The sequence below is a fragment of the Candidatus Hydrogenedentota bacterium genome, from assembly GCA_019637335.1.
Taxonomy (GTDB): domain Bacteria; phylum Hydrogenedentota; class Hydrogenedentia; order Hydrogenedentales; family JAEUWI01; genus JAEUWI01.
The window spans coordinates 1-15,676 of sequence record JAHBVV010000014.1 but is presented as its reverse complement, the minus strand read 5'-3'; the positions used below and the strand labels follow the sequence as shown (position 1 = coordinate 15,676).

General features: G+C 61.2%; 14 protein-coding genes. 1 reads left to right on the top strand and 13 read right to left on the bottom strand.

Annotated elements, in window-relative coordinates:
* Positions 1 to 37: 37 nt before the first annotated feature.
* The 13 genes from KF886_15410 to KF886_15350 form a co-directional block, all read right to left on the bottom strand.
* On the bottom strand, positions 38 to 2,776 hold the full coding sequence (locus KF886_15410) for a hypothetical protein (GenBank protein MBX3178746.1): 2,739 nt from the start codon (positions 2,774 to 2,776) through the stop codon (positions 38 to 40).
* On the bottom strand, positions 2,773 to 3,246 hold the full coding sequence (locus KF886_15405; protein MBX3178745.1) for a hypothetical protein: 474 nt from the start codon (positions 3,244 to 3,246) through the stop codon (positions 2,773 to 2,775). The genes KF886_15410 and KF886_15405 overlap by 4 nt, the downstream gene beginning before the upstream one ends.
* An 868-nt stretch (positions 3,247 to 4,114) precedes the next feature.
* Positions 4,115 to 5,230 carry a VCBS repeat-containing protein gene (locus tag KF886_15400; GenBank protein MBX3178744.1) on the bottom strand — a complete coding sequence of 372 codons (1,116 nt, stop codon included), beginning with the start codon at positions 5,228 to 5,230 and terminating at the stop codon, positions 4,115 to 4,117.
* Between the two features lie 154 nt (positions 5,231 to 5,384).
* Positions 5,385 to 5,996, bottom strand: a complete 612-nt coding sequence (locus KF886_15395) for a winged helix-turn-helix transcriptional regulator (GenBank protein ID MBX3178743.1) — start codon at positions 5,994 to 5,996, stop codon at positions 5,385 to 5,387.
* Between the two features lie 23 nt (positions 5,997 to 6,019).
* Complete coding sequence (locus KF886_15390; GenBank protein ID MBX3178742.1) at positions 6,020 to 6,430, bottom strand: DUF3887 domain-containing protein; 411 nt, start codon at positions 6,428 to 6,430, stop codon at positions 6,020 to 6,022.
* Between the two features lie 24 nt (positions 6,431 to 6,454).
* Positions 6,455 to 8,530: a hypothetical protein gene (locus KF886_15385; protein ID MBX3178741.1), complete on the bottom strand. Its 2,076-nt coding sequence runs from the start codon at positions 8,528 to 8,530 to the stop codon at positions 6,455 to 6,457.
* A 213-nt stretch (positions 8,531 to 8,743) separates the two neighbouring features.
* The gene (locus tag KF886_15380) at positions 8,744 to 10,030 is read right to left on the bottom strand and encodes a Gfo/Idh/MocA family oxidoreductase (GenBank protein ID MBX3178740.1); all 1,287 of its coding nucleotides are present in this window, start codon (positions 10,028 to 10,030) and stop codon (positions 8,744 to 8,746) included.
* 126 nt (positions 10,031 to 10,156) lie between these two features.
* Complete coding sequence (locus KF886_15375; protein ID MBX3178739.1) at positions 10,157 to 11,068, bottom strand: dihydrodipicolinate synthase family protein; 912 nt, start codon at positions 11,066 to 11,068, stop codon at positions 10,157 to 10,159.
* A 202-nt stretch (positions 11,069 to 11,270) separates the two neighbouring features.
* On the bottom strand, positions 11,271 to 11,450 hold the full coding sequence (locus KF886_15370) for a type II toxin-antitoxin system HicB family antitoxin (GenBank protein MBX3178738.1): 180 nt from the start codon (positions 11,448 to 11,450) through the stop codon (positions 11,271 to 11,273).
* A 64-nt stretch (positions 11,451 to 11,514) separates the two neighbouring features.
* Complete coding sequence (locus KF886_15365; GenBank protein ID MBX3178737.1) at positions 11,515 to 12,360, bottom strand: phytanoyl-CoA dioxygenase family protein; 846 nt, start codon at positions 12,358 to 12,360, stop codon at positions 11,515 to 11,517.
* A 27-nt stretch (positions 12,361 to 12,387) separates the two neighbouring features.
* Entirely contained in the window at positions 12,388 to 13,485 is a 1,098-nt protein-coding gene (locus KF886_15360; GenBank protein ID MBX3178736.1) for an exo-alpha-sialidase, read from the bottom strand.
* Between the two features lie 116 nt (positions 13,486 to 13,601).
* A complete protein-coding gene (locus tag KF886_15355) occupies positions 13,602 to 14,093 on the bottom strand; it encodes a YajQ family cyclic di-GMP-binding protein (GenBank protein ID MBX3178735.1) in 492 nt (163 codons plus the stop codon).
* A 14-nt stretch (positions 14,094 to 14,107) separates the two neighbouring features.
* Entirely contained in the window at positions 14,108 to 15,025 is a 918-nt protein-coding gene (locus KF886_15350) for a hypothetical protein (protein MBX3178734.1), read from the bottom strand.
* 77 nt (positions 15,026 to 15,102) lie between these two features.
* Between KF886_15350 and KF886_15345 the strand changes: the two genes are divergently transcribed.
* Positions 15,103 to 15,264 carry a hypothetical protein gene (locus KF886_15345; GenBank protein MBX3178733.1) on the top strand — a complete coding sequence of 54 codons (162 nt, stop codon included), beginning with the start codon at positions 15,103 to 15,105 and terminating at the stop codon, positions 15,262 to 15,264.
* Positions 15,265 to 15,676: the final 412 nt, after the last annotated feature.

Sequence of the window (15,676 nt, the reverse complement as noted above, 5' to 3'; positions counted from 1 at the left end):
TCGGATCGTCTTGGTAGTGTCGCTAGCTGCACGCAGTCTACTGCTTTTGGGCAGGCCATGAATTTGAACATCCTCCAACGACAACTCTGACGCGCGCGCGTGGATCATCGCCGAGTGCTTTAAGTGACCCTCCCAGCACAGAGCACCTTTCGAACTCAGCGTCGCGAGCCCACTCCATAAGGAGGTAAGCGGTGGCCACACGAACGTCTACAATCGGATGCCGCACCAACTCTTCGATACGATTCTCAACCATTTTTCGTATTGCTGCCCCAATAGTCACATACTCCACAGGCGGAGCTTCGACTTCGAGGGCCGGTTTGGAATAGATAAGTTTCAATTGTACAAGGTAGCCAACTAAACAGTGTGATTCTGCGTGTTCGCCTCTGCTGGCGACAATGCAACGCTCTAGCAGGACGCTCGCTATGGCCAATTCCTCATGCAGCGGGAAACAGTCAGCTGCAGAAACGTCACCTTTTGCAGCTCCGCAGCCTATTATTATAGCCGTCCGAAGAATCGAGCCGGATGCCGAGACAGGCGCTCGGAGGTAGTTATCTATAAGCCACAGTTTCAAGGCCGGTATAGACCGACTCGGATACACGTCTACAAGTACTGCTATGGTCTCATGCATGTCCTCCCAAAGGACACCGTATTCTTGGCTTTCATTTTCAGAGCGCAACAAGAAATCTCGAGCAGTAGGGGGTGTCTGTAAGAGCCGAAGAATATGTTCCAGTCCAACGGAGCCAAAGTCTGCTGGATTCGATCTTAACATCGCTCGGGCGATGTCGAGACAATACCGAATGTCAATGACGGTGACCCGGGGTGCAACAATAGCAGCGAAAAGTCTTTCAAATATATGTCTATCATCAACAGTCCACTGAATCTTTTCGACCATTGATGCGCTCACCCCCGCATTTCCTCCAAAGCCGGTGCGACCCTCATCTGTAATGACAGCAAGATAATTATTGATCTGTTCAATTGCCCATGGCTTTGCGGACGCTACCAGATCCTGAATATCTTCCGAAGGATAGCTAACGAGCAGCTCCAGAGCGCGCCTTTCCGTATCGCCTGTCGCGTTGTTTCGTAACCAGGTCTCGATCTCAGGAAATCTCTCGTGTCTGCTTTCAAGAACGGTGAAGAATAGTGTCCACTTTCTGTGCGTCAGATGGGGCGCAATACTAGAATCTTCGTCAATCAGAAGCTGAAAGATAGCTAATAATTCAGGGCTGCCAGCATTCAACATGTATCGATACACAGAATGAATGCAATCGTCGAGGAGTAACTGTGAATCCCTGACAGTCTCCAAGTAGAGCGGCCTAAGAGACCGGCACAGGTCTTCGCTGTTAGCTGTTGTGCCGAGAATATCCTTCCAGATGCCTATGGCCTTATATGGCCGCGGCTTGAGAAGGCTATCGCCAGCGCTTCTGTCAATGAACCTCAGGCACCATTCCAAAAGCTCACCTAGACACTCGTACGGAATGGCATCTGACAGGAGTGTAAACAATTCAAGCACACTCCTCGATGCGTATTCTCGGACGCACATCATCTGCCTTACGAATTGTATCTTAAGGTCCTTGTCGATCCGCTCGAACGCCGCGATCAGTTCGCCAGAGCCTGGCAAGTCACTCTTGAATGTGGTGGCGTATACATAGTGCTTAAGTGCCAAGATCGCGCTCACATCGTCCTGACCGCCATGCCTGTGTAAGTGGTCAAATGCCAGGGCCTTTTGCTTGATTGCCTCGACCCAGTGCCCGATACTCCAGTTTCTGAGCGCCCATACCTCATTCAGGGAACTGAGCCGAAAACTATCTGCCTTCCTGTCATCCGAGAGTGTGCCCTCCTTGAATGTCAATAGCGATTTGTAGAACGAGAGGCTTCGAATGTCGCCAGTCCAGCCAGGGGACTTGCTTGAGGCCGCATACTCGAAGAGGCGCATCCGCGTCAGCCGCACGTATTGGTCATCCGCTTTCCAGTGCAATACTTGAAAGTGATTGAGTTCACAGATCAGGTTGGTTAAGGGCAGAGCGTCCGCGGAAGCAAAATCCAATTTGGGCACCACCTGTTCAATCAAGCTTTTCAACTGCGACCAATCGAAGTTTAGGAAGGAAGAAACTAATCCTACGAAATATCTTGTATTCTCATCTGCGCTTGAATCAATTGAGATATTCACTGGGCGAATATTTCGCGGGTAGAACATTTCTCGTTGCACTTGAAGACGGCGTTTCGTTCTCTCTAGTGCTGACTTACAGGGCTCAGAAAGTATTGACATCCCGATATCGATGAGAGATTCCCATCCGCAATCCCAAGGATCCCGAGTAAAGCACAACTCAGAGCCTAGCTGCAGGAGTATGCCGTCCTCCTCGTCGCTTGAGTCCTTCGCCCAATCCCATTTCACCTCAGAGATTCGATTGGAAATCTCCTGGCTAGATAGAAGAGGGCGCTTTATAAGTGATATCACAATAGCTATGAAGTCGAAAATACCCTTATCGCTTGTGTTGTCTGCTGCAGCGCGATGCGCAACCTCAGCCGAATATATCATATACGTGTCTGTCAGCCAGTAGAGAGACAGAGAGAATGCCCAGCGGCATTCCATCAGAGTGGGCTTATATTCTGCATTAGCTTGACGCGAATGGACTAGCTGCTCGAAGAGTATGGCGCAGCAATGATTGACTGTCGCGACATCTTTGCTGGAATGGGCTTCCATCGCTCGCAATTTTAGTCGAGTCAGGCCGAGTTTGAGTCCGCATCGATTGGTCTCGTTTGTCAATGAGTCACTCATTTGAAGGTATCCTGCTGCACGTTTGAACAGCGGATCTCTTCTTCGATGGGGGAGCGAACCTCATGTAGTCCGTTTATGTAGTAAAATTTGTCAAGATTGACGGACTCCAGTTTGTGGTGTTTCAACAACGAAACTGTTGAGGCGTCCAGTCGTCGCTCATCTAAGAGTGCCTCCGGAAAGAAGGTCTTAAGAAGGTTGTGCAATAGTAGGTCTTGGGTTTCAAAGCCTTGAATGCGATCCCAGCTAGGAAGCACAGAGACCTCTTTCTTGGGACATCCAGTGTGCGGGTCGAATCGCACATCCAATAAGCCCGCTTGAATACTCCTCAGCGCCCCATTGTAAGTGCGAACGAGTTTGTAGTGATTTTTCAGTGCTTGGTAGATAGGTTCGGTTCCAAGATCGGTGCGCGGGAGCCGCAAGAACGTAACCGTCAGCGTACCTCCGGACACATATACTCGGTCAGCGGTCAAAGTGTGCCTAATCCAGTGAGATCTATTCTCTTGTGTGCCGTGGCGGTGAAAGAGTAGGGTGGCGGTGTCGCATCGATTGGCATCTTCATCGAGGATATCCGATATAGAAAGTACCGCAGCGAGCCCCCGAAGTCTGTCTTGGAGGGCCTTGAATTGCGGGCTCCAAGGCCAGTCGCTATGTGCCGACGCAACCCTTAGACTGTTTGTGTAGAAATCAGACTCTAGAATCTGTCGATGGCTTTCGGCGCAATTGGGACCGCCTAGTAGCAGCCTTTTTACTAGACCTTCAATTCTTGGGACATGAGTTTTTCTAACCCAGGAAGAGATTTCCATGTTCCCGTAAGCGCTTGCCAGCGGATGGTTTTCGGGTAAGTCGGAGGGGGACTGTGAGAGCATCCCGATATCATGTATAAGAAGCGCTGTAAACAGTGTCGCGGCGTCTTCCTGAGAGATCAAATCGACTAAGTAGTGCTCGATTCCATTGTCTGGAGCGCAAGTCCATGCGCTTACCCGCTCAATCAGGCTACACAAATGCGGGAGACCGTGATCCGTAAACTCGGGCATGTGGCAACTGGCTACGAGTCGGTGTATCTGACCCAACAAATCTCGCCAGAAAAGTGAGAGCCCAGCATGCTCATGGTATAGCTGCGCTTTTTGACCGAGGCGACTAGTCAGAATATAGTCGGCCGCCTCACGTAGCGCGATATCAGGATCGGGTAACGCCACAAGCCCTTCCTACTATGGATCAAGGTCAAAGTCAATCAATTTCGAGATTATAGCAGAACGGGAATGTAGTTACGAGTGACATATTGAGAGATATGTTAACTCTACCCAGACAGTCAGTAATCCAACTTCCTTTTTGCAGTCCCTACCGCCCCAAACTCGTAAACAAATACAGCCCCTCCTTGCCCGGCGCCAGCACATCCGGCCACCCATCGCCATTCACGTCCTCGATCCAGCCATAGATGCCGAAGCCGCTGGACTGGCCGGCGGGGCCGTAGTCCAGGGTGTGGCGGGTGAAGCCTTCGGGCGCGATGTCGTAGTAGTACACGCCCAGCGGGTCATCCGCGCCGGGGTCGTGGCCGCGGTGGGCGCGGTAGCGCTTGCCCGTCACCAGTTCGAGCGCGCCGTCGTTGTCTATGTCGGCAAGCTGGATATCGTGGAACTGGCCGCGGTGCGCTTCGATGACGTGCTGCTTCCACTGGCCGTCCGCCTGCTGCTCGTACCACCAGAGCCCCGGGCCATGGCCATTGCCCACGATGAGGTCGTTCCGGCCGTCCCCGTTCACATCGTGCACCAGGATCGGCACGGAAGCGAGCCCGAAATTGAATACGGGATGCCATTGCCACGCCGTCACGTCGAAGGGGTCTTCCGGGGCTTCCAGCCAGCCCGTGGAGAACACCAGGTCCGGGCGCCCGTCGCCGTTGATGTCGCCGCAGCCGAAGCCGTGGCCCCCGCCGCCCTCGGTGATGGTGTAGTGCTCGAAGCGGCCCTGCGGTACGCCGTTCTCATCGCGCACCAGCCGGAAAAAATGCACCGGCGACGTCGTGGCGAAGACTTCCACAACGCCATCGCCGTCGAGATCGTAAAACGAGTTCCGCTCGATGTTCCCCGTCGGGGCGACCTCGTGCGTGATCCATTCCACGGGCTGTCCCTTCGGATTCTCCCGCCAATACACCGTGCCGCCGAACCAGCCGCCCGTCACGATATCGAGGAAGCCGTCCCCGTTCACGTCCATCGGGTAATTGCTGAAATCGTCGTAGTAGTCGTCGGCGCGGAGGATCTCCGTGATCTTGTGGGCCTTCGTGAAGTCCGGACCTTCGTGCCAGTACTCGCCGGACACGAGGTCAAGGTGGCCGTCGTTGTTCACATCGAAAACAGACGCGGCCTCGAACGTGGTGTTGCCGATCTGCTGGCGGTTGAAGAGGATCGAGGGTTCGGCGGCGGCGCAGAAGACGGCCATAAGCAGGGTTGATGCAATCATGTTGGTTCAAAATCTCCATTTCTGAGACCAGTATATACATTCATCGGGTATTGATGTCTGAAAATGCCGATACGACGTAAAAGTGCAACATGACTCAAGAAGACTCTAAATGCAGCCTCGGCATCGCTTGAGTGCGCCTGTAACTCGGCCCATTTCATGGCAGTACCTCCCAGTGGCCGGACTTTTTGGGGCCAATACGCCTGAGTCTACCCAATGCGGTCAGTTTTGCTATCTGCTTTTCGACTGCTCTGCTCGTTAAGCCGATCGCGCTGGCAAGATCGGGAATGGTCATTTTGGGATTGTTGCGCAGCATCGCCAGAATCGATTCAGGAGTGCCAAGGGTTACTACCGAACTCTTGCTCCTCTCCGAACTTTCTACCGAACTTTTGCTCTTCTCTGAACTTTCTACCGAACTTACTACCGAACTTTCTACCGAACTTTTGCTCTTCTCCGAACCATCTACCAACCCATCTACCAACCCATCTACCAACCCTGGAGCGACCGCGCCTTCGGCCTCTTCGGAGAGCGCAAGGTTTACGCGGAAAATATCATCCTCCAGTAATTCCGGATCGTGTCCCGCGTATGATCTTCCGTATTTAAACAGTTTTCGCACACCGGACCCCAGTTCGTCGGCCCAGCCGACTTCCTTGAAGACCCGCGCAATGATCGGGTTCTTGGGATAAGGCGAGAAGAGTCGCGGGTCGATGGGGCCATGCCCATGCGGACGGTTGCTGTTCTCGGTGAAGAGGCATCCCCGCTCGATCACGAACTTCGAGGGTAAGACGTGGTTCACAAGTAGAGCGAAGTCACTTTTCCATCTTCGGAAAAGGACATCCATATGTCAGCGGAACCTGATTCAAACTGGCAGGTGATGGATACGGTGACCATTTTATGCCGCGCACTTTCCGGATGTATACCGGCGATATCCCCCGTGATCATCATAAACGTCGTAATCGACTTGAAAGCGCCCATCCTGCCGGTGAGATCGTTCCAGAATACCTGGGTCGACTCGGGCACGTCGTTACTTGCCGCGTCCTCCGCAAAATAGGACTCGGCCTTCGGGAAATCGCCTTCGGCCATCGCTCGTATGAACGCAAATGCGGTATCTGTCTCTGGAGAACGCATACACGCCGGCAGCGAAGCCAATAGCAGCACGGCGACTCCCCATGGGCAGATTCTTGAAGTACAGGCCAGCAACATGTTCCGGGTACCTCCATGGTAGCCCTACTTCTCCTCAAATCCCAGCGGCAACCCATCCGGCCGCGTCAGCCGCGCGCAGAAGTTGGTGCCGCCGGCGTTCTGCAGGATTTCCAGCAGGATCGTGTTCTCGCCCGCCTTCAGTTTCACCGGGACCAGGTCGTTGTCCAGCGCTGTGCCGCGGTCGACGATGTTTTCGTGGACCTGCTCGCCGTTCACCCACGCGCGCACGCCGTCGTCGGTGCCCAGGCGCAGGACCGCATCCTGCGCGTCGGCCACCTGAATCACCGCATACCCGAAGATTCGGACATTGTCGCGTCCGAAGTAGGTGAGGTCCACGATGGCCATGGCCCCGGCGCCCCGCTTCTTCTCCCAGGCGATGGTCTGCCCGTCCTGGGTCCAGGTGGCGGACAGATCGACCGCGCCGTCTTGCAGCACCGGCGCGCCGTCCGTCGGGGCGTCCTTCTGCGGGAAGGCGCCCGCGATCCGCCAGTGCTGGATGAAGCCCAGCGCGCGGGCCAGGTCTTCGTGCGTTCCTTCGACAGGGCCCAGCTGGATCAGCTGCTGCACGGTCGCGGTGTCGCTCGCACGCGCCAGGAGCGCGCCGCGCATCGCGCCGGACTCCTCGCTGCGGCCCGCTTCCGCCAGCACCCGCGCCATGCCCGCGAGGATCGGCGTGGGCAGGTCCATGAGGCCCTGCTCGCCGAGCGCCGCCTTCAGGGTGTCGTAGGCCTCGGGAACCGGATAGCCCTTGATGCCCTCCAGCGCCTCCGCCCGCGCCGCCTCATCCTCGGCGATGCGGTAGATTGCGAGGTACGCCCGCCCGGCGCCGCCCCGGTCGCCCGCGTCGCGGAACGACGCGGCCATCGCCCCAATCGCGTGTACCGCCTGCGCCTTCAGCGCGCCGTCGCCCGCGTTGGCGATGGCCTCCATCAGCGGAACGGCCTCAGCCAGGCGGGACTGCTGCAAGGCGTCCAGCCGGATCGCGGGGGCGATCGCCGCCGCTCTCTCAAACACGGGTACGTAGCGCGGATCCCGCTTGCGGCCCATGATTCCGAGCAGGCGCTCTTGCACCGGCGCGGGCTGCGCGTCAAATGCGGCCGCGAGCTGGTCCGCCACCCCGGGATCCTGGAGGGATTCAATCGCGGCCATGGCGGGCGCGTCCAGCATGCCGGTTTCGTCCGCCGCCCACGCCGCCATGATCGTGTCGAAGGCGGTTTCGTCGCCGTAACGGCCCAGGCCCGCCAGCGCCCCGCCGCGGGCTATGGGATTCTCCGAACGCGCGAGCAGGCCGCGGTACAGCGCCATGGACGCTTCCCAGCGCCCGCCCGCCGTCGCCAGCGCCTTCGCCAGGCGCAGAGCCGCGTCCTCCATGTCGGCGCGGTGGTTGATGTCGATGGTCTCGCAGAGATCGAGGTAGTGCGCCGCCAGCGCGGGGTCCGCCGATTGCGCCAGCGCCAGGGCCGCGGCGGTTTTCTCGGGGTCCGTGCCGCCGGCCAGCTTCTCCCGAAGGAGCGGGCGCGCCTCGGCGTCCCCGGTCTTGTCCAGGGCGTCCATCAGCGCGCAGGCGAAGGTGGCGTCGGCGGTGGGCAGGGCGCCCCGGAGCGCCGCGCGGGATTCGGATGTGTTGATTTCCTGCAGGGCCAGCCGCGCGCGTTCGCGGGTGTTCTCCTGGTAGAGCAGGGTCGCGATGGGGCTGAGATCCGCGCCTTCCGGCGCGACAATCGGCAGCACGCGCAACAGGGTGAACTGGTGTTCCTGATCCGGCGCGCCGGCCAGCGCTTCCAGCAGCAGCGCCGCGACTTCCGCGCGCTCCGCCTCGCGGCCGGGCGCGCTGACGTCGTTGGCGATGTCCTGGATGACGTTCACCACCGCCCACGACACCGCCGGATTCTCGTGCGTGATCAGCGGGAGCAGCGGCGGGACGGCCCGGACGCCCTCGCGCGGTATCCACTGCCGCGCCAGGCTCCGAAGGACGTCGTTGTCCCCGCGAAGATGTTCCACGTACTCGTCGAAGGTCGTGGCGTGCGCCGCCCATGGCGTCGCCAGCAGCATAAGGGCGGCCATCGTCAGCCCCATTGCCTGTCTCGAAATTCCGGTCATCGATCGAAGCTCCTTAAAAACGCGGCCGGCCTCAGGCGGACCCGTCCAAATCGAATAGCCATTGTCACCACGGTTCGTGGCGACGTTATGCCGTCCCGCTTCGCGGAACAATGCAGCAAAGCACCCCGTCCATCCAAAACCACCCTCCACATGCATCGGAAGCCCAAAAGCCTCCAGCCTCCAGCCTGAAGCCTCCAGCCTAAAGCCTAAAGCCTAAAGCAGCCGCCACGGCGGGCGGTAGGCCCGGCTCAGGTAGCGGTTGGCCGCGTCGTCGTTGATAAACCGCTCGTTGGCCGCGTCCCAGTTCAGCTTGCGGCGCGTCTTCAGCGCAATGCCGGCGAGCAATACGGGAATTGTCGAGCGCACGCCCTGCTCGATTTCCGCCGCCGGGCGCTTCCGCGTGCGGACGCAGTCAAAGAAGTTGTTGTGGTGGTCCGGGTTCGCCCAACTCCGCTCCGGCTCGCCGATGAATTCCTCGATGCCCAGCGTGTCGGGGAAGACTTTGTATGTCGCGCGGTCCACGAGCAGGCGGCCCTCCGTGCCCTGGAACATGATCCCGAGGCCCTTGCCGGCCTTGTCGTTGGAAAAGCGCTGCTCCCACGTCACGCTCACGCCCGGATATTCGAAGAGCGCGTCTATCGTTTCGAAATTCTCGGCGCCCGCCCCGCCCCGCGCGCTCGTACCCATGGCCTGGACGTTCAGCGGCTGGTCCTGCCCGATGCCCCAGTGCACGATGTCCATCAGGTGGACGCCCCAGTTCGTGAGCTGACCGCCGCGCGCGTAGTCGTGGTTGCCCATGAAGCCGCCGTAGCGCTCCATTGAAAACGGCTCCCAGGGCGCCGGGCCAAGCCACAGATCCCAATCGAGCCCCGCGGGCACGTCCTCGACCTTCCGCCCCACGCCCCAGCCGTTCGGGCTCACCCAGGCGCTTGCGGAGGTAATTGTGCCGAGGCGGCCGCTGCGGATCACGTCAATCGCCCGCTGAAACACCGGCATCGAGCGCTGCTGCGTGCCGAGCTGCACCACGCGCCCGTAGCGCCGCGCCGCCTCCACCATCGCGCGCCCTTCCGCCACCGTCGGGCTCGCGGGCTTCTCCACATAGACATCCTTGCCGGCCTGGCAGCCCAGCACCGTCAGCAACGGGTGCCAGTGGTCGGGCGTCGCGACGAAGATCGCGTCGACATCGTCCCGGTCCAGGACATAGCGGAAATCCTGGATGCCTTCGGGGCGGCGCCCGGTCATCTCCGCGACTTTTTCAAGCCGGTTGAGGTAACGGCCCTTCACCACGTCGCACAGCACCGGCAGGTGGCAGTTTGGATTCTCCGCCAGCGCCTCCACGTGGCGCCCGCCCATGCCGCCCGTGCCAATGACGGCCACCCGCACCTGGTCGGACGGCGTCACGCGCGCGGCGTGGGCACGGCCCGAACGGGTCCCCGTTATCAACAGGGCGCCCACGCCAAAGGCGCGGCCCGATTGCTTCAGAAAGGTCCTTCTTTTCATGCCCATCGTAATCATTCTCCGCGCCGCAAGAGCGCCTTGGAAGAGCGGTTGGTAGAGAACGGCATCATAACGCAGGACGCCACCAACCACCAACCCCAACAGCCCTCAGCTGTCAACTGTCAACTGTCAACTGTCAACTGTCAGCCGCGCCTCCAGCGCTATCACGCGCCGGATCAAATCATCCGCCGTCTTCTGATGGATTGCGTCGAAGGCGACCTGCGGCGACCGCACCCGGTCCGTGGCATAGATCCCCTGGGCGTGTAACAGCCGCTTGAAGAAGCAGATCGAGATGTCGAGGTGCTGATTGGAGAAGGCGAGCACGGGCAGCAGCTCCTCAAAGAGCGCGCGGGCGCCTTCCCGGTCGCCCTGGGTGTAGCGGCGGTAGATCGTGGTGTAGATGCGGTGCATCCCCGTGGGCATGAAGGCGTGGACCCCGCGGTCGAGCCCCTCGATCATCTGGCCCACGGCCCAGCCGCCGGAAACGTGCAGCTTTCCGCCCGTTGCTTCGAGGACTTCGGTGTATTTCGGGCCGGCCGGCACGACCTCAATCTTCAGACATTGGAAGGCGGGGACGGTCTCGAAGAGGCGCACAATGAGCGGCACGGGCAGGCCATAGCCATTCGCGTCCCAGTCCTGGAGCATGAGAAAGCCGGGATCCAGCGCCGCCAGCTCCTCCACGTCGCGGGTGTAGGCGGCTTCATCCGTGAAGGGTATGCTGACCAGGACCCCCGCGCAGCCGAGGCCCGTCAGGGTGCGGGCGGCGGCCAGGCGGGCGGCCTGATCCGGCGCGGAAGCCCCGCCGATGACCGGCACGCGCCCGGCGGCGGTATCGACGGTGGCGCGCACGACCGCGGCGCGCTCATCTTCCGTAAGCGCGCCCACTTCGCTGGCCATCGCGGGCATAAGAAAACCCGCAACGCCCGCCTGGATGGCGTTCTCCACATTACGGGCGAGGCCGGGGAGATCAAGGGTGTCGTCGGCGTTAAACGGGGTGTTCAGGACGGTAATGATACCGCGGAGGTCGGTGGTGGGGGGCATGGGGTTGGGGCTTCCAGGTTGGCCAGGCCACTTCGTGACGGCAGGGACTTCAGGGACGGCAGGGACAGCAGATTCGCGAACCGCCGGAGAATTTTCCGAGATTGTGCGGGAGTGGGCTACGATGGTGCGCCGTTGCATTTTTTCCTGCCGTCGCTGCTGTCCCTGGCGTCCCTGCGAACTGACAGCGGTTGCATTGCGCCGGTTATAGTCGTGCCTCAATCTCCTCTGGCGACGCGGACTCGAAGAACAACTCCAGAGCTTCCTGCAAGTTTCTGCGAGCTTCATCGACCGAGTCGCCCTGGCTGGCAATATCAAGTTCCGGACACAGGGAGGTATAGCCGTCGCCTTCCCGTTCGATGATTGCCGTCAGCCGTCTAGTCATCCTGAATTCCTTTTCAGTGTTCCGTCGCCCAGTCTCTATCGTCCTTCAGGTCCTTCAGGCCTCTCTACGCCCCCACCCGCGCCGGAAACGGGCGATGCCGGTTCCAGGGCCACGGTTCGGCGCTTCCGGCGTACCGGCACACCATTGCTTCCAGCTTCGCCCTGGCCTCGTCCGGCCAGTCCGCGGGCGTCTTGGCGACCATGTTGGCGCAGAAGGCCTGGAGGCGCTCGCCGAAGGTATCCGGATCGGGGTGGAACCAGAGTGTAATCACGGTGCGCCGCTCGTCGCTCTGGTTCGCGTGGGATGCGTGGAGCAGGCGCGCGTCGCCGATAAGCAGGTCGCCCGCCGTGACGGGCACGTCCACCTCGTCGGGACGGTCGCTGAAGGCTGGACGGCTCGGGTCCGCCGCGCGTAGCAGTTCGGGCGTGTGGGCCTCGTCCAGCAGGGGGATAAGGTCGTTGTCCTCGATGTGGGAGCGGGGCACGACGCGGAGGCAACCGTTCTCGCGGCGGGTGTCCGTGAGGTAGTACATGAAGAAGAGTTGCGGCGTCGGGCGCACGGTGAAGGATTCCGGCGCGTCCCACCCGGCCCAGTCATAGTGCCAGAAGAGGCGTGGACTTTTCGGTGGCTTGCTGATGATGTAGCCGCTGGAGAACTTCGCGTCGTGGAATCCGGTCGACCGCAGGGCCTCCCGGGCTTCCGGCAGGGCGATCAGGTCGGCGAAGACCGGGCTCTCGTACACCGTGACCATGCTGCCGGTGGATCGGTTGTCGTCTTCATGACCTTTCGGCAGTCCGCCAAGTATCCGGGCCGTTTCCTCGCGCAGGCGCGCCAGCAGGCCGGGCGGCACGACGCCGGGAACGATGCAATAGCCTTCTTCATCCAACTGCGTCTGCCGGGCGAGATCCATGGGTGGCTCCTGGGTTGCGTATCGACGCTACTCTACGAAATCGGACTCGCGAAACGCGATCCGGATACCGCCCTGCATGGTGGTCAGCCAGATTTCACCGGGCGCGCGCTCGAAGAGGTACGGATACGCCAGCGAGGCATCCTTCCGCTTCGCCAGCACGGCGGGATCGGTCCAGGTCGCGCCATCGTCCTCCGAAAAGGCCAGCGAGACCTCCCAGCGGTGGTTGCTCACGGGGACCTCCGACCACTCGTTGTCGCCGCCGCGCAGCGGGAAACTCGTCTCTCCGTCCGGGAAGGGCCGGTTCCACACCAGCATCACGCGGCCGCTCGCCAGGCGGAGCAACTGCCCCGGCGCGCTGCTCGCCGGGATGTCCGAAGGCGCGATGGTCCGCCAGTAAACGCTGTCGTCCGACCACGCCTGCCAGAATCTTCCCAGGTTCGTGCGGATCAACTTCCAGAGCCGCCCGTCGTTCAGTTCGAGGACGGTGGCCTCGGTCGCGCCCCCGTGGTGGCCGCGCCCTCCGAGATCGACGACATTGCTCGGCTTCCAGGAGACGCCGTTGTCGCGGGAGGTATACGTCAGCACCGAATGGCGCCCCGGCCTGTTCAACAGGCGCATGGCCGTGAAGACTATGGCGCCGTCGCGGGTCTGGATCATGTTGCGCACGCAACCGCTCCACTCGTCGTGGAGCTTTTGCGGCGTCTCCCACGTCTTGCCGAAGTCGAGGCTCCGCAGCGCATAGGTGGGGAGCGTGGTTCCCGGGTCCGCGTCGTGGATGGCGCTGTTCCACTTCCAGACCCGTTCCTTCAGGTTCATGCAGGCGAGGATCAGCGCGCCCTCGCGCGTCACGAGCAGCGCGCGCTCGTTGCTGACCTCGAAGTCCATGCCCGTTTCCAGTGGCCAGGATTCCCAGGTTTGCCCTTCGTCGCCGCTGGACAGGACGTTGTGGCTGTCCACCGCCAGAATGCGGTTGTCCGGCAGGCGGACGAAGGGGCCCATCGTTTCGGTCGGGAGGGGCGCGACCTTTGGGTGGAGCCAGAGCGCCTCTTCGGCGGCCGGGGCGGAACCGCCAGGAATCGACAGGGCCAAGGGCACAGCGGCCAGGAAGATGGATGACATACGCATGGGCTTACCCTTTCCGTTGCGGGCCGCGGATTCACATGATTTACACGATAGATTTGTCGTGTATATCCTGTCGCAATGCATCTCCAGTGCCTGGCGTCTCCCGCGATCGCCGCGATTCAGCTTTTCATGTTTACATACTGCATCGGAATGCCGAGGTCCTCGCCCTTCAGCAGCGCGATCACCGCCTGCAAGTCGTCGATCTTCTTCGCCGTCACCCGCACCTGATCGTCCTGGATCTGCGCCTGCACCTTCAGCTTCAAATCCTTGATCCGCTTCACGATCTTCTTGCCGATTTCCTTGTCGATGCCCTGCTTGAGGGAAACCGTCACGCGCACGCCGCCCTTGGACGTGCCCTCCGGCTCGCTGTAGTCCAGCGCCTTCGGGCTGACGCCGCGCTTCACCAGGTTGCCCGCGAGCGTGTCCTTCACCGCCTCCAGCCGCATCGTGTTTTCCGTGGAAATGGAAATCTGCGATTGCTTGCGGTCCAGGTTGATCTCCGTTTCGGAGTCCTTGAAATCGTAGCGCTGGGCGATGGTCTTCTTCGTGATGTTCACCGCGTTGTCAACTTCCTGGAGGTCTACTTTGTTGACCACGTCGAAGGAGGGCATTCGAGGTTCCTTTCTCAGGCTTCGGTTGTGTCCGACAGGCGCTCGCCCGGTTCCGCCGGGCGCACCTGCCCCCGGATGACGGGGCGGGGGTTGTCCGCGCAGTATAGATCAAAGGCGTGGCCCGCGTCGCGCCGGGCATGTTTCATGGTGACGTGACTTTCCATGAAGACGGGGCCTTTAAAGAGCAGGTCGGCGCGGATCGGGCTCCCGGGATCCGGCGCCGGGAGGTGCGCCAGGCAGCGCGCCGCCGACCACATCCCGTGGATGATGTCGCGCGGGAAACCGAGGAAGCGCGCGAGGATGCGCGAGATATGGATCGGGTTGAAATCGCCCGTGATCCGCGCGTAGCGCCAGCCCATATCCTTCGGGACGGTCCAGGCGTGCTCGCCCTCGGGATCGCCCAGTTCGTCCAGGTGGGCCAGCGCCGGCGGATCCGCCGGATCACCGAACTTCTTGCCACGGATCAGGTTCGCGCTCACACTCTCCCAGCACGGCGCGCCGTCGAGCGTGAGGACGGTCGTGAAGTCGAATTCGAGGCCCGCCTTCAGCACGCGGGAGGCCGAAAGGCGACAGGATACGTCCACCCGCGCGTCCCGGGGGATCGGGCGGTGCTGCAACACGTGAATCCGCGTGTGCACCGCGCCCATAGGGGACAGCGGGAATGCGGGCTGGCTGATCAGATCGATCTGCATCGGGGAGACGAGTATATGCGGGAAGAGCAGGGGGTAGTTCGGGGTGTCCGGGAGACCGCATGCGTCCGCGTAGCGGGCGATACGATCCGGCGTGGCGGATGCGCCGTTCCAACGCGCCTCCAGCGGCGGTAGCGGGTCCCCGGCGCGGTGGCGATCACGGCGGCCAAGGAGGATGCGGCGGTAACTGCCGGCAAAGCCGGGCGGCGTGTGGTATGCGCGGGTGAGATTGCGGTCGCTCATGGCGGATCCCCGATGGCGTGTGACGGGCGCTAGACGGTAGGGCCCGTATCCAACGGCATTATACGGCGCGGAAAAGGGTGCGGCAACGTGAAGGGTGGGAGGGGAGGCGGTGGGTTTCAGGGACAGCAGGGACGGCGGGGACGGCAGGGACGGCAGGGACGGCAGGGACGGCAGGGACGGCGGGGACGGCGGGGACGGCAGGGACGGCAGGGACGGCAGGGACGGCAGGGACCTGGTGAATTGGGTGGGGTCTTGGGCGCTTGCGCGGCTGGGGCGCTGGTTGGCTGGTCGGCGACGGGACAGCCGCGCCGGTTGGCGGTGTTGTGGGTTGGTTGGGCTCGCTTTGGGTCGCGTGGGGGCTGCTTGTACCCGGGGTGATGGGGCGCCGCAGTCCCTGGGGCGGGTGCGCGTGGCGCGGGGGGTGCTTTTCTGCGGGTACAGGCACCCGCGATTTTGGGGTGGTTTGGGGCGCCTACGCGGCTGGGGTGGTTGGCGTCGCGGGAGCCAGTCCCCCCTGGCGGCACCCGCGATTCTGGGGTGGTTTGGGGCGCTTTCGCGGCTGGGGTGGTTTGCGTTGCAATCCGTGGACAGCCGGGACGGCTATCCTACATTGCAGTTGTGGTTATAGAAGGTTGTCCGGCGCCGGACTTA

Excerpts from the sequence above, each read along its gene's own strand:
- KF886_15390 (MBX3178742.1), bottom strand. The coding sequence starts at position 6,430 with ATGTTGCTGGCCTGTACTTCAAGAATCTGCCCATGGGGAGTCGCCGTG.
- KF886_15410 (MBX3178746.1), bottom strand. The coding sequence starts at position 2,776 with ATGAGTGACTCATTGACAAACGAGACCAATCGATGCGGACTCAAACTC.
- KF886_15350 (MBX3178734.1), bottom strand. The coding sequence starts at position 15,025 with ATGAGCGACCGCAATCTCACCCGCGCATACCACACGCCGCCCGGCTTT.
- KF886_15355 (MBX3178735.1), bottom strand. The coding sequence starts at position 14,093 with ATGCCCTCCTTCGACGTGGTCAACAAAGTAGACCTCCAGGAAGTTGAC.
- KF886_15375 (MBX3178739.1), bottom strand. The coding sequence starts at position 11,068 with ATGCCCCCCACCACCGACCTCCGCGGTATCATTACCGTCCTGAACACC.
- KF886_15370 (MBX3178738.1), bottom strand. The coding sequence starts at position 11,450 with ATGACTAGACGGCTGACGGCAATCATCGAACGGGAAGGCGACGGCTAT.
- KF886_15380 (MBX3178740.1), bottom strand. The coding sequence starts at position 10,030 with ATGAAAAGAAGGACCTTTCTGAAGCAATCGGGCCGCGCCTTTGGCGTG.
- KF886_15365 (MBX3178737.1), bottom strand. The coding sequence starts at position 12,360 with ATGGATCTCGCCCGGCAGACGCAGTTGGATGAAGAAGGCTATTGCATC.
- KF886_15400 (MBX3178744.1), bottom strand. The coding sequence starts at position 5,230 with ATGATTGCATCAACCCTGCTTATGGCCGTCTTCTGCGCCGCCGCCGAA.
- KF886_15360 (MBX3178736.1), bottom strand. The coding sequence starts at position 13,485 with ATGCGTATGTCATCCATCTTCCTGGCCGCTGTGCCCTTGGCCCTGTCG.
- KF886_15385 (MBX3178741.1), bottom strand. The coding sequence starts at position 8,530 with ATGACCGGAATTTCGAGACAGGCAATGGGGCTGACGATGGCCGCCCTT.